We start from the raw sequence: 13,324 nt of genomic DNA, 5'->3' as shown, positions 1-13,324 counted from the left end.
GGCCTGATAAAAGTCCGTTCTTCGGGTTTCCGCCCACTTCTTGGGTGGAAACTACTTAGCGTGACCTTATGCAGATCCTGCGGCGAATTTCGGTAACGCCGCCGTGGCCTGGGCGAACGTTCATGTTGCCGGATTGTTATCCCTCGTTACGAGATAGACCATCGTTGCCGCTTGTGTTCTCGGCCACCATGGGAATACGTTGCCGGGCACAACAAACCGGTTCCTGAACCATCGGCGTCACGGCTCAGCAATGGTTCTCCCAGTCGTTGCTGTCCTGATAAATCCGAAAAAGGCCCGGATTTCCCCCCGGAAAGGACATAAGGGATGCGTAAGGGAATGTTCGCCCTTGCCGCGGCTGGCCTGCTGGCCGCGGGAAGCCTGTCCGCCTGCGGCACCGAGAGCGACTCCGGCACCGGCACCGGTACCGGATCGGGCTCCTCGGTCGGCAAGGTCGGCGTGATCCTGCCCGACACCAAGAGCTCGGCCCGCTGGGAGACGGCGGACCTGAAGTACCTGACCGAGGCGTTCGCCGCCGCGGGCGTCCAGGCCGAGATCAAGAACGCCCAGGGCGACAAGGCCTCGTTCCAGACCATTGCCGACGGCATGATCCAGAGCGGCGTCAAGGTCCTGATGATCGTCAACCTGGACTCCGGCACCGGCAAGAACGTGCTGGAGAACGCCAAGAAGGCCGGCATCTACACGATCGACTACGACCGCCTGACCCTCAGCGGTGGCGCCGACTACTACGTGTCCTTCGACAACGTCGAGGTCGGCAAGCTCCAGGGCCAGGGCCTGGTGGACTGCCTCACCGAGAAGAAGGTGACCAAGCCGGTCGTCTCCTACCTCAACGGCTCGCCCACCGACAACAACGCCACCCTGTTCAAGGAGGGCTACGACTCGATCCTCAAGCCGAAGTTCGACTCGGGCGAGTACACCAAGGGCCCGGACGACGCGGTTCCGGACTGGGACAACGCCAAGGGCGGCACGATCTTCGAGCAGCAGCTCACCAAGGACAACAAGATCGCCGGCGTGCTCGCCGCGAACGACGGCCTCGGCAACGCGGCCATCGAGGTCCTGAAGAAGAACAAGCTCAACGGCACCGTCCCGGTGACCGGCCAGGACGCCACGGTCCAGGGTCTGCAGAACATCCTCGCCGGCGACCAGTGCATGACCGTCTACAAGGCGATCAAGAAGGAGGCCGACGCGGCCGCCGCGCTGGCCGTCGCACTGGCCAAGGGCGAGACCCCGAGCACGGCCACCAACACCGTGACCGACCCGGAGTCGAAGGCCACCGTCAAGTCCGTGCTGCTCAAGCCGGAGGCGATCACCAAGGCGAACGTCAAGACGGTCGTCGACGACGGCTTCGTCACCAAGGAAGCGCTCTGCACCGCCGCCTTCACGAAGGCCTGCACCGACGCGGGCATCAGCTGATCCTCAGCACCTCCCGCTGAATCCGGCGACGGCGCCGCCCGCGTTCACCCGTGGGCGGCGCCGGAGTCGGTTCCGCGGCCGGAACCGGTCGGTCACCGAACGAAGGAGAAACATCCGTGGCCGCGACACCCCTACTGGAACTGAGCGGGATCGACAAGAGTTTCGGTCCTGTCCAGGTGCTGCACAACGTCGGCCTGAGCGTCTACCCGGGCGAGGTCACCGCACTGGTCGGTGACAACGGCGCCGGTAAGTCGACGCTGGTCAAGTGCATCAGCGGTATCTACACGATCGACGCGGGCACGGTGACCTTCGACGGCAAGCAGGTCTCCGTCCACAGCCCCCGGGACGCTTCCGAGCTCGGCATCGAGGTCGTCTACCAGGACCTCGCGCTCTGCGACAACCTGGACATCGTCCAGAACATGTTCCTCGGCCGGGAGAAGAAGCGCGGCATCGTCCTCGACGAGCCGACCATGGAGCAGATGGCCGGCGAGACCCTGGCCAGCCTCTCGGTCCGCACTGTCAAGTCCCTCCGCCAGCTCGTCGCCAGCCTCTCCGGCGGTCAGCGGCAGACCGTGGCGATCGCCAAGGCGGTGCTCTGGAACAGCAAGGTCGTCATCCTCGACGAGCCGACCGCGGCCCTCGGCGTGGCACAGACCGCACAGGTGCTCGAGCTGGTCCGCCGCCTGGCCGACAACGGCCTCGGTGTGGTGCTCATCTCGCACAACATGAACGACGTCTTCGCGGTCTCCGACCGGATCGCCGCCCTCTACCTCGGCCGGATGGCCGCACAGGTGAAGGCCAGCGACGTCACCCACGCCCAGATCGTCGAGTTGATCACTGGTGGGCGCAGCGGCAACCTGGGCCTCCCGCCGGAGAACCCCACCGACTTCGCAGACATCACGCCGGGAGTTTCGAAGTGACCACGACCCTCGAGACAGCCGGCGGCGTCAAAGTCGTCAAGCCCACCGTCGCCAGCCACCTCCGCGACTACCTGGGCCGGATCCGCGGCGGTGACCTCGGCGCCATGCCCGCCGTGCTGGGCCTGGTCATCCTCACCCTGATCTTCGGCACCGCCCGGCCGGAGACCTTCTTCAGCGCCGGCAACTTCGCGAACCTCTTCAACCAGGCCGCCGGCCTCACCATGATCGCGATGGGCCTGATCTTCGTCCTGCTGCTGGGCGAGATCGACCTCTCCGCCGGTTACGCGGCCGGCGTCTGCGGCGCGGTGATGGCGATCATGCTGACCGAGAAGGGGTACGGCGAGCCGCTCGCGCTCACCGGAGCCCTGGTCACCGGCATGCTGATCGGCCTGGTGCTCGGCTTCCTCGTCGCCAAGGTCGGTATCCCCTCCTTCGTGGTCACGCTCGCCGCCTTCCTGGCCTTCCAGGGCGTCCTGCTGAACCTGCTCGGTGAGGGCAAGAACATCTCCATCCCGGACGGCTTCATCAAGTCGCTCAACAAGGACAGCCTCCCGGTCGTCTGGAGCTGGGCCCTGGCCATCGGCGCGGTCGCCGTCTTCGCGCTCATCCAGTTCATGCGCTATCGGGGCCGGGCCGCCCGTGGCCTGGTCACCGAGCCGATCGGGATCATCCTGCTCCGCATCGGCGGCATCGCGGCGCTGCTCCTGATCACCACCGCGATCCTCACCCAGGAGCGCGCGATCAACCCGGCCGTCGCCTCGCTGAAGGGCGTTCCGATCGCCGCGCCGGTGATCGGCGGCTTCCTGGTGCTGTGGACGTTCGTGCTGGGCCGCACCTCGTACGGCCGGCACGTCTACGCCGTCGGCGGCAACGCCGAGGCCGCCCGCCGGGCCGGTATCCCGGTCGACCGGATCCGCATCTCGGTCTTCGTGATCGGCTCGTTCATGGCCGCGATCGGCGGCATCATGCTGGTCAGCCGGGCCGGGTCGGTCGACCCGAACACCGGTGGCAGCAGCACGCTGCTCTACTCGGTCGGTGCCGCGGTCATCGGTGGTACCAGCCTCTTCGGCGGCAAGGGCAAGGTCATCCACGCGGTGATCGGTGGCGCGGTGATCGCGGTCATCGACAACGGCATGTTCCTGATGGACTTCTCCTCCGGTACGCGTTACATCTTCACCGGTGTGATCCTGCTCATCGCGGCCGGCGTCGATGCGCTGGCCCGGCGCCGCGCGGCAGCGACCGGTAACCGGTAACCAGGGCCTGATGGACGAGACGACGGGGCAGGGGACGGGGCGCTGATGCGGGCCGGCCCGAGTCAGGAAGAGGTACGCAAGCACAACCTCGGGACGTTGCTGCGTTACGTGCACATGCACGGGGCGACGTCCCGGGCTGAGCTCACCACCCGCCTCGGCCTCAACCGCAGCACGATCGGTGCTCTCACCGCCGACCTGATCGGCGCGGGCCTGGTCAGCGAGGCGGCGCCACGCGAGACCGGCCGGGCCGGACGACCGTCACTGGTCGTCCGGCCCGAGTCCGGGCGGGTGTACGCCTATGCCCTCAGCATCGAGGTCGACCGTCTGCGCGCGGCCCGGGTCGGTCTGGGCGGCCGCATCCTGGAGCAGTACGAGACGGAGCGCCCCCGCGGCATGAGTGCCGGCGAAGCGGTCCGCCCGCTGGCCCGTTACGTCCGCACCATGCGCTCCGGTGTCCCCGCCGACGGCCGGTGCGTGGGCAGCGCCGTCGCCGTGGCCGGCATGGTGCGCCTGGAGGACGGCATGATCCGCCTCGCACCGACCATCGGCTGGGTCGACGAGCCGATCGGTGAGGCGCTGCGGTCCGAGCTGGAGGAGTTCGGCCCGCTCAGTGTCGGCAACCACGCCGACGTGTGCGCGCTCGCCGAGCATTCCCGCGGTGCCGCGGTCGGCTCGGACAACGTCATCTACCTGTACGGCGACGTCGGTGTCGGTGCCGGGATCGTGGCCGGCGGACGGCGGGTGCACGGGCACGGCGGCTACGGCGGCGAGGTCGGCCACATGGTCGTCAACCCGTACGGCCGGACGTGCAGCTGTGGCTCCCGGGGCTGCTGGGAGACCGAGATCGGCGAGCACGCGCTGCTGCGCCTGGCCGGGCGGGAGGACCGCAGCGGCCGGGAGGCGGTGCTGGCCGTGGTGGACGCCGCGATGCGCGGGGACAGTTCGGCGCAGCACGCGTTGCGGCAGGTCGGCGACTGGGTCGGGTTCGGCGTCGGCAACCTGGTGAACATCTTCAACCCGGAGGTCGTGATCTTCGGGGGCACGCTGCGGGACGTCTACCTGGGTGCCGCGGCGCAGATCCGGAGCAGGCTCAACGCGGTCGGGTTGCCGGCCTGCCGTGAGCACGTCCGGCTGCGGACCCCCGAGCTGGGCCCGGACGCGGCCCTGATCGGCGCGGCTGAACTGGCCTTCGAGCACCTTCTCGACGACCCGCTCGTCCCCTGATCCCGGAGGGCCCTAGGCTGCCGCCATGCTCATCAGCCTGCCGAAACTCGATCCGGCCGTCGCCTACCCGAAACTGGCGACGCTACGGACCAGTCTGCGTGCCGGTGACTGGACGGCCTGCCGGATGCTGCTGGAGGCGGCCGAGCCGGTCGAGCGTACGGAATTGATCCGATTCGCCGCGGAGGCCCGCGGCATCGAGCCGCTGCTGCGCCGGGTGACCGACGAGGACGCCGACGACAGCGCCGCCGGGGCGATGCTCGGCGCGTTTCTGGTCAATGCCGGTTGGCGGATCCGTGGTTCGGGCCGGGCCCGGCACGTCAGCCGCCGCCAGTTCGAGGACTTCCACGAGAAACTGCGCCAGGCCGAGCAGGTGCTGTACGCGGCGGCCGCCCGCAAACCGGACGATCCCGCGCTGTGGGTGATCAGGCTCACCGTCGCCCGCGGTCTGGAGCTCGGGCACGCCGAGGCCCGCCGCCGCTACGACGAGCTGGCGCGGATCGACCCCCAGCACCTGCCCGGCCAGATCCAGATGCTGCAGCAGCTCTGCCCGAAGTGGGGCGGCTCGTGGCCGGCGGTGTGGGACTTCGTCGGCGAGACCGCCGGTACGGCGCCACCCGGGGCGCACAACCACATGCTGGTGGCCGAGGCGCACTTCGAGACGGCGACCAGCAGCGACCGGGGCAGCCCGCGTTTTCACCTGTCGGCGCCCGCGGTGCAGGCGACGATCAGGGAGGCGGCGACCCGGTCGGTGTGGCATCCCGACTTCCGCCGGAGTCAGGGCTGGGTGCGGGTGCTGAGCACGTTCGCGGCCGTGTTCAGCATGGGTGGGGACTCGCGGTCGGCGAAGTCGATGTTCCGGATGCTCGGCGACCTCGGCAGTGAATATCCGTGGAACGGCTACGCACCGTATCCGACCGCCTTCATCTGGCAGCACAAACTGCGCACCCTCTTCGTGCCCGAGTCCAGATCGGACGGTAAAACTCCACCGTCGTGAATGGGCTTCCGGGCCGAAGATCTATGCTGCCCGCCATGCTCACGCGTCAACCGGTCCTGGACCCGGCGGCCGCCTACCCGAGGATCACCGGTCTGCGGGCCGCGCTGGACTCCGGGGACTGGCCGGCCTGCCGTGAGGTCCTCGACGCCGCCGATCCGGTGGAACGCACCGAGCTCACCATGATCGCTTTCGCCGAGCCGGGCCTGGAGACGTTCCTGCGCGGCGTGCTGGACGGTGATCCCGGCGACGGCGCGGCCGCGGCGCTGCTCGGCCAGCACCTGATCGGCGATGCCTGGCGGATCCGCACCAGCGCCCGGACCGAGCAGGTCAGCCCGGAGCGGCTGGTGGCCTTCGCCGATGGGCTCGTGACGGCCGAGCGGCTGCTCGTCGACGCCGCGGCCCGCAGCCCCCGGGACCCGGCGATCTGGACCGCCCGGCTGATCACCGCCCGTGGCCTGCGGCTCGGCCTGTCCGAGGCGCACCGGCGGTACAGCCGGCTCGCCGAGATCGATCCGCACCACCTGCCCGGCCAGTGGCAGTTCCTCCAGCAGCTGTGCCCGAAGTCCGGCGGTGACTGGGAGCGGGCGCACGCGTTCGCCCGGGAGACCGCTGACTCAGCGGCGCCCGGCTCGTTCGGGCCGGTGCTGGTCGCCGAGGCGCACCTGGAGCACTGGCTGGAGGAGCACACCCGGCGGCCGGGTGCGGGCCGGCGCTATCTCGCCGCCGAACCGGTCCGGGCCGAACTGCACCGTGCGGCCCGTCGCTCGGTGTGGCACGACGACTTCCGGCACACCCACGGCTGGGTACGGGTGACGAGCACCTTCGCGATGGCGTTCGCCCTGCTCGACGACCGTCCGGCGGCTGACTCGCTGTTCACCGCGCTCGGCGATCTCGGCTCCGTCCGCCCCTGGGACTACCTGGGCGATCCGGCGTCGGTGATGGTGAAGTATCGGAAACGGGCGGCGGGAGGCGGCACATGAGGCGCGCGGAGGTCGACGGCATCCCGGCGGTGCTCGCGCCGGTGACCGGCCCCGCCCATGCCGGCCTGGTCTTCCGGGTCGGCACGGCCGACGAGCCACTGGCCCGGCGCGGCATCACCCGCCTGGTCGAGCACCTGGTGACCGACGGGCTCGGCGGCAGCGGCCGGACGAGCTGGACGACCGGGCCGGAGCACACCTACTTCCACGTGCAGGGTTCGCCAGCCGAGATCACCGAGTTCCTCACCGGTGTCTGCGACGCGCTGCGCGACCCGCCACTCGACCGGCTGGCCGAGGTGCGCGACCTGGTCCAGGGCGCTCAGCCGGAGCGGGACCCGCTGCCCATGTGGCGGCACGGCGCCCGCGGCTTCGGTGTCGTCAGCTATCCCGAGTGGGCGCTGGCCGGTCTCACCGCCGAGCACGTCCGTGACTGGATCGCCCGCTACTTCACCAGGGACAACGCGGCGCTCTGGGTGGCCGGCGAGGAGGTCACCGAGGGCCTGCGGCTGGATCTGCCCACCGGGGAGCGGCAGCCTCCGCCGTCCGCGGCCACGACACTGCCGGTCACGCCGGCCTGGTTCGCCGGCGGTGTCGGCTGGGACACGGTCGTCGCCCGTGGGCCGGGTGCCGCCGTCTTCGCCAACGTCCTGGAGCGCCATGTGCGCCGTGACCTGCGTGACCTCACCACCGAGACCCGTACCGAGTACGTTCCCCGTTCCGACGGCACCGCGCGGATCCTGACGGTCGCCGAGACGTTGCCGGACGAGCCGGAGGCGGCCCTCGGCGGCCTGGTCGACGTGCTGGCCGCCATGCGGGCCGGCCGGATCGACCCGGACGAGGTGGCCGCCGTGGTGAAGCTCACGTGCGAGGGGCTGCGCGAGTCCGAGTCGCGGGGCGCCCGCCTGCCCGGTCAGGCGTTCAACCTGCTCGCCGGGCGCGAGGTGCAGACCCTGGAGGAGGCCCTCACCGAGGTGCGGGCGGTCACCGCCGTCGATGTGGCGCGGGTGGCGACGGAGGCGTACGACGCCGGACTGCTCATGACACCGGCCGGCAGTTCCGCCGAGTGGGCCGGATACACCGCGGCCCCGGCGATGTCGGAGACCGTGCCGCCCGGCCGCGTCCACCGTGGCCGGCGGGACCGCGCCCTGAGCCTGATCAGCGGCGACGAGGGCGTCGGCGTGACCGGGCGGGGAGTGGTCGCCGCGGTCCGCTGGGACTCGTGCGCGGCCCTGCTGGCCTGGCCGGACGGGGGCCGGCACCTGATCGGCACGGACGCTGTCACGGTCCGGGTCGAGCCGACCCTCTACCGGGGCGCCGACCGGGTGGTACGCGAGGTGGACGCCCGGATCCCGGAGCGGCTGCGGATCGAGATGCCGGCCCGGGACCGCGACCGGATCCCCCAGCCGGAGCCCGCACCGCGGGACGGCGCCGGGCGCCTCTACACGATCGTGGTCGTGTGCGGCGTACTCGCGCTGTTCTTTCTCGGTGGTGCTCTCTGGATCCTCGGGCAGTTGCTGCTCGGTCCGGGCACCGGCAATCGACAGGCCGAGGACCTCCTCGCACTCGCCGGTTCGGTGATCTTCGGGGCCCTGCTCGGCCGGCACGGCTGGACCGCCGCTCGGGAACTGGGCAGCCGCCGCGGGTGAAGTGCCTCTATAGTGCGCGCCATGATCGGATCCAGCGACGTGGTGCTCGACCGGGCCGCCGCGTACCCGGAGATCGCCGGGCTCCGTGCGGCCCTCCGGCGCCGGGACTGGCCGGCCTGCCGGGGGCTGCTCGACCAGCTGGACCCGATGGCCCGCAGCGACGCGTTGCTCGCCTGCTCCGGTGAGGTGGGGCTGGAGGACCTCCTGCGTCCCGTGCTCGCCGCCGACGTCACCGACGCGTCCGCCGCCGCACTGCTGGGCCACCACCTGATCCACGTCGGCTGGGAGATCCGGTCGGGGTACTACGCCGAGCACGTGAGCGCGCAGCAGTTCCGGCAGTTCCACGATTGGCTGCGCCGGGCCGAGATGGTGCTGATCGACGCGGCGGCCCGCCACCCGAAGGATCCGGCGATCTGGACCGCGCGCCTGCTCACCGCCCGCGGCCTGCAGCTCGGGCTGGCCGAGGCCCGCCGCCGGCTCGACCGGGCCCTGGCCGCCGACCCGGGCCACCTGCCCGCGCAGCTGCAGTTCCTGCAGAGCGCCTGCCCGAAGTGGGACGGCACCTGGGAACTGGTCCACGGTTTCGCCCGCGAGTCGATGCTGGCCGCGCCGCCCGGCTCGCCGCACGCGGTGCTCGTCGTCAACGCGCACATCGAGCACATCTTCGGCGACGACGACACCGACGTGTTCCGTTACCTCGCGAACGACGCGATCCGTGCCGAGATCTACGAGGCGGCGCACCGGTCGATCTGGCATCCGGAGTTCCGCCACGGCCCGGGCTGGCTGTCGGCGCTCAACGCGTTCGCGCTGATCTTCACGATGCTCGACGACCGGCGGTCCGCGGCCACGGCGTTCGCCGGGCTCGGCAACCTCGCCGCCGAGTACCCGTGGAACCAGGTCGGCAACGACGTCGAGGTGCAGGTCCGCCAGGCGCGGGCGTGGGCGTACGAGGGAGCCGTATGACGACCCGGCAGGAGATCGACGGCGTGCCGGTGCTGATCGCGCCGACCACCGGGCAGATGAGCGCCGGACTCGCCTTCCGGGTCGGGTTCGTCGACGAGCCGCTGGCCCGGCGTGGCATCACGCACCTGATCGAGCATCTCGCGCTGCACCAGCTCGGTGTCGCCGACTACCACTACAACGGTGCCACCGGCGTGGAGCACACCGTCTTCCACATGCAGGGTGCCGAGGCGGACATCGTCGCCTTCCTCAACGGGGTCTGCGCCGGGCTCGGCGATCTGCCGATGAACCGCCTCGCCGTGGAGAAGGAGATCCTGCGCACCGAGGAGAACTCCCGCGGCGAGAGCCCCGGCGAACGGCTGGCGCTATGGCGGCACGGCGCTCGTGACTACGGCGTCACCGGCTATCCGGAATGGGGTCTCGGCGCGATCACCCCCGACGACCTGCGTGCCTGGGTGGCCCGCTACTTCAACCGGGACAACGCGGTCCTCTGGATCGCCGGGCCCGGCGTGCCCGCCGGCCTCCGTCTCACCCTGCCGTCCGGCACGCGCCAGGCGATCCCGGTGCCTTCCTCCACTCTTCCGGTACGCCCGGCGTACTTCACCGGCGGCTCGAACGTGGTCGCGTGGGACGCCGTCGTGCGGCGCTCGGCGGCGGCCGCGGTCTTCGCCGACGTGCTGAAACGGACGATGTTCCGGTCGCTGCGGCAGGAGGCCGGGCTCTCCTACAGCGTGCAGACCGACTACGCGCCCCGCGCCGGCGAGCAGGCCATGATCATGGCGGTCGCCGATTCGCTCCCCGAGAAGCAGGGCGCCGTGCTCGGCGGTTTCGTCGATGTGCTGGCCGCGGCCCGGCTCGGGCTGATCGACGAGGCCGACGTGACGACAGTGGTCAACCAGCGCCGGGAGGAGCTGATCCACGCCGACGCGGCCGGTGGGCGGCTGCCCGGTCAGGCGTTCAACCTCCTCGACGGCCGTCCGGTGCAGAGCCTCGACGAGGTGCTGGCCGAGTTGGACTCGGTCACCCGCGACGCGGTCGCCCAGGTCGCGGCCGAAGCCTGCGCCGACGGCCTGCTGATGACGCCCGGTGGGTCCGAGGCCGACTGGGCCGGCTACGCCGAGGCGCCGGCCGCGTCCGAATCGATGGTCGACGGCATGTCCTACCAGTCGCTCGACGGCTCCGGCCTCCGCCTGATCGCCGGCGAGCGAGGACTCAGCATGGCCGGCCGCAACTCGGCGGTCACCGTGCTGTTCGAGGAGTGCTCGGTCGTTCTCGCCTGGCCGGACGGGCTCCGGGTGTTCGTCGGCCACGACGCGGTGCAGGTCCGCGTCGAGCCGAGCCTGTTCCCGGGCGGCCCCGCGGTGATCGCCGCCCTCGACGCCCGGGTGCGCCCCGAACTCCGCGTACCGATGCCGGCCCGCGAACCGGGGGCGATCCCGCGCCCGTCGAAGCCGGAACCGGCCGCCGCGCAGGGTTCGGTCCTCTCCCGGGCGCTGCGCCGGATCCGCCGCAACTGACGAACGGTCCACCAGGTCGCGGTCGGTACCCGACGGCGGTCCGGGACCGGGCCGGTCCGCGCCCGGTGGTCGCGCCGGATCCGACAGGAATTCGTAAGGTCCTCGGGCGTGTCCGCCGCGGCCGGGACCGGGCACGATGGTCGGGTGAGAGTGTCGATCAGGTCCGGGTTCGGTGGTGTGGCGGCGGCCGCGGCTGCTCTCGGGTTGGCCGAGCTGGCCGCTCTGGTGACCGGGGCCCGGTCGGCGCCGATCGTCGCGGTCGGTGGTGTGGTGGTCGATCATGTGCCGGCGCCGGTCAAGGACCTCGGCATCGCCGTCTTCGGGGTGCACGACAAGACCGCTCTGATCATCGGTACGGTCCTCCTGCTCACCGCCTACTCCTTCGGGGTGGGCGTGCTGGCCCGATGGCGATGGGCACTGGCGGTCGCCGGGGTGGTGCTGTTCGGGTTGGTCGGAGCAGTGGCGGCGGCGACCCGGCCGGGCGCCGGCGGCACGTCGGTGATCCCGTCGGCGGTCGGTGCGGCGGTGGCGGTGCTGGTGCTCCGTCATCTCCGGCGACGGGCCGGTGCGGCCGAAATCGACGACGGGGCCGGTCGGCCGTACGAGGTCGAGGAAAGCCGTCGCCGTTTCCTCCGTGACCTGGGGATCGTCGCCGCTGCCGCGGCCGCCGCCGGGATCGCCGGGCGGATGCTCACCTCGCGCCGCGCGGTGACCGCGGCCCGGGAGTCGGTCGCGCTGCCGGCCGCCGCCGAGCCCGCACCGGTGCTGCCGGCCGGGGTGGAGGTGCCCGGTGTGACGCCCTATGTGACGCCCAACCGGCTCTTCTATCGCATCGACACCGCCCTGGTCACGCCGCAGGTGGACCCGGAGGCATGGCAGCTGCGGATCCACGGGATGGTCCGCAACCCGATCACGATCACCTGGGCGGACCTGCTGAAGCGGCCGATGGTCGAGCGGTACGTGACGATCGCCTGCGTGTCGAACGAGGTCGGCGGCGACCTGATCGGCAACGCTCTCTGGCTCGGCACCCCGATCAAGGCGCTGCTCGACGAGGCCGATCCGCTGCCCGAAGCCGATCAGGTGGTGCAGCGGTCGGTGGACGGCTGGACCTGCGGCGCACCGACCTCGGTGCTGCGTGACGGCCGGGACGCGCTGCTTGCGGTCGGGATGAACGGCGAGCCGCTGCCGGTCGCCCACGGCTTCCCGGCCCGGATGATCGTTCCCGGACTGTACGGCTATGTCTCCGCCTGCAAGTGGATCACCGAGATCGAGCTGACCCGGTTCGCCGACTTCGACGCCTACTGGGTGCCACGCGGGTGGTCGGCGCTGGCCCCGGTGAAGACCCAGTCACGAATCGACACCCCGCGCGAGGGGAGCACGAAGGCGCCGGGCCCGATCACGATCGCCGGAGTCGCATGGGCGACACATCGGGGCATCGCCAAGGTCGAGGTGCAGGTGGACGAGGGTCCGTGGCAGACCGCGGAACTCGCCGCGGCGGTCTCCGCGGACACCTGGAGGCAGTGGAGCCTGACCTGGGAAGCCTCCGCCGGGCGGCACACCCTTCGGGTACGTGCGACCGATCTCGATGGGGTGACACAGACCCCGCAGGAGGCCCCACCGGCTCCGGACGGTGCCACCGGCCTGCACCAGGTGACCCTCGACGTCGGGTAGCCGGAAGCCGCACTTTCGGTCCGACTCGGGAAAGCAAGTCGCTCATACGGTGGCTTGCATGTCCACCAATGCGGTTGAAGAACCGCTGAACCACTCGACACGGTCCTCCATGGAGGACCGTGCCGGAAGCCGTGTGGTGATGCCGCGTGCCGGGCGGCGTCAGGCAGCCGGCGCCTGCCGTTGCGCGGGCACCGCAGTCTTGTGGGGCCGGCCGAGGCGAGCCTCGAGCCGGAGCAGGTCGACCCGTCCGTGACGGTCCGCCAAATCCTCCCAGCCGACCGCGAGCAGCCGCAGCCGCTCCGATTCGCTGAAACCTCCCCACACACCGTACGGCTCGCGAACGGCGAGGGCATGCGCGGCGCACTCCGCCCGGACCGGGCACGCACCGCACATCGTCTTCGCTTTGGCCTCGCGGCGATTGCGGGACGACCCGCGCTCGCCGTCGGGGTGAAAGAACTGTGCGCTGTCCCGGCCCCGGCAGAGTCCCAGTCTCTGCCAATCCCAGAGATCGGCGATGGGACCGGGCAGTCTGCGAACGTTCGACATCAACACCCTCCTCCCGCGCGGCACCGCGGAGCGTTCGTCGTGAGGGGCCAGGAACCGGCCTTTTGCGGGTGTACCCAGGCAACGCCGGGCTCACACGCACCATGTCGATGTCTTCGCGAGCGGTATGGCAAAGGGCACGCAAGTCATACCTTTCTTTCCCGTTTTTTCCATCTAAAGCGCGTAAT

11 protein-coding genes are annotated in these 13,324 nt (G+C 70.9%); 10 read left to right on the top strand and 1 reads right to left on the bottom strand.

Translation table 11 applies throughout. From position 1 onward, the window contains the following. The first annotated feature begins 324 nt into the window (after positions 1-324). The 10 genes from ACFO0C_RS11470 (at position 325) to ACFO0C_RS11425 (ending at position 12,593) form a co-directional block, all read left to right on the top strand. A complete protein-coding gene (locus tag ACFO0C_RS11470; RefSeq protein WP_378066575.1) occupies positions 325-1,431 on the top strand; it encodes a sugar ABC transporter substrate-binding protein in 1,107 nt (368 codons plus the stop codon). Positions 1,432-1,547: 116 nt separating this feature from the next. Next, positions 1,548-2,351, top strand: a complete 804-nt coding sequence (locus ACFO0C_RS11465) for an ATP-binding cassette domain-containing protein (protein ID WP_378066574.1) — start codon at positions 1,548-1,550, stop codon at positions 2,349-2,351. Next, on the top strand, positions 2,348-3,604 hold the full coding sequence (locus ACFO0C_RS11460; RefSeq protein ID WP_378066573.1) for a sugar ABC transporter permease: 1,257 nt from the start codon (positions 2,348-2,350) through the stop codon (positions 3,602-3,604). Before ACFO0C_RS11465 ends, ACFO0C_RS11460 begins: the two co-directional genes overlap by 4 nt. Before the next feature lie 45 nt (positions 3,605-3,649). Further along, positions 3,650-4,828: an ROK family protein gene (locus tag ACFO0C_RS11455; RefSeq protein ID WP_378066572.1), complete on the top strand. Its 1,179-nt coding sequence runs from the start codon at positions 3,650-3,652 to the stop codon at positions 4,826-4,828. Positions 4,829-4,853: 25 nt separating this feature from the next. Next, on the top strand, positions 4,854-5,822 hold the full coding sequence (locus ACFO0C_RS11450) for a hypothetical protein (protein ID WP_378066571.1): 969 nt from the start codon (positions 4,854-4,856) through the stop codon (positions 5,820-5,822). Positions 5,823-5,857: 35 nt separating this feature from the next. Continuing rightward, positions 5,858-6,802 (top strand): hypothetical protein, encoded by a 945-nt coding sequence (locus ACFO0C_RS11445; protein WP_378066570.1) that lies wholly within the window; start codon positions 5,858-5,860, stop codon positions 6,800-6,802. Then, complete coding sequence (locus ACFO0C_RS11440; protein WP_378066569.1) at positions 6,799-8,445, top strand: insulinase family protein; 1,647 nt, start codon at positions 6,799-6,801, stop codon at positions 8,443-8,445. Before ACFO0C_RS11445 ends, ACFO0C_RS11440 begins: the two co-directional genes overlap by 4 nt. A gap of 21 nt (positions 8,446-8,466) precedes the next feature. Further along, entirely contained in the window at positions 8,467-9,408 is a 942-nt protein-coding gene (locus tag ACFO0C_RS11435; RefSeq protein WP_378066568.1) for a hypothetical protein, read from the top strand. Further along, entirely contained in the window at positions 9,405-10,922 is a 1,518-nt protein-coding gene (locus ACFO0C_RS11430; RefSeq protein ID WP_378066567.1) for a M16 family metallopeptidase, read from the top strand. The genes ACFO0C_RS11435 and ACFO0C_RS11430 overlap by 4 nt, the downstream gene beginning before the upstream one ends. A gap of 144 nt (positions 10,923-11,066) precedes the next feature. Continuing rightward, positions 11,067-12,593, top strand: coding sequence for a molybdopterin-dependent oxidoreductase (locus ACFO0C_RS11425; protein WP_378066566.1), 1,527 nt, complete (start codon positions 11,067-11,069; stop codon positions 12,591-12,593). Between the two features lie 159 nt (positions 12,594-12,752). Here the strand turns inward: ACFO0C_RS11425 and ACFO0C_RS11420 are convergent, their stop codons facing one another. Further along, positions 12,753-13,139 (bottom strand): WhiB family transcriptional regulator, encoded by a 387-nt coding sequence (locus ACFO0C_RS11420; RefSeq protein ID WP_317788622.1) that lies wholly within the window; start codon positions 13,137-13,139, stop codon positions 12,753-12,755. Positions 13,140-13,324 lie beyond the last annotated feature (185 nt).

Source organism: Actinoplanes subglobosus (assembly GCF_042650585.1).
Classification (GTDB): domain Bacteria; phylum Actinomycetota; class Actinomycetes; order Mycobacteriales; family Micromonosporaceae; genus Actinoplanes; species Actinoplanes subglobosus.
Note: the sequence above shows the minus strand (reverse complement) of the source record. Positions and strands in the feature narration are given on the sequence as shown.

Excerpts from the sequence above, each read along its gene's own strand:
- ACFO0C_RS11470 (WP_378066575.1), top strand. The coding sequence starts at position 325 with ATGCGTAAGGGAATGTTCGCCCTTGCCGCGGCTGGCCTGCTGGCCGCG.
- ACFO0C_RS11455 (WP_378066572.1), top strand. The coding sequence starts at position 3,650 with ATGCGGGCCGGCCCGAGTCAGGAAGAGGTACGCAAGCACAACCTCGGG.
- ACFO0C_RS11450 (WP_378066571.1), top strand. The coding sequence starts at position 4,854 with ATGCTCATCAGCCTGCCGAAACTCGATCCGGCCGTCGCCTACCCGAAA.
- ACFO0C_RS11445 (WP_378066570.1), top strand. The coding sequence starts at position 5,858 with ATGCTCACGCGTCAACCGGTCCTGGACCCGGCGGCCGCCTACCCGAGG.
- ACFO0C_RS11440 (WP_378066569.1), top strand. The coding sequence starts at position 6,799 with ATGAGGCGCGCGGAGGTCGACGGCATCCCGGCGGTGCTCGCGCCGGTG.
- ACFO0C_RS11435 (WP_378066568.1), top strand. The coding sequence starts at position 8,467 with ATGATCGGATCCAGCGACGTGGTGCTCGACCGGGCCGCCGCGTACCCG.
- ACFO0C_RS11430 (WP_378066567.1), top strand. The coding sequence starts at position 9,405 with ATGACGACCCGGCAGGAGATCGACGGCGTGCCGGTGCTGATCGCGCCG.
- ACFO0C_RS11420 (WP_317788622.1), bottom strand. The coding sequence starts at position 13,139 with ATGTCGAACGTTCGCAGACTGCCCGGTCCCATCGCCGATCTCTGGGAT.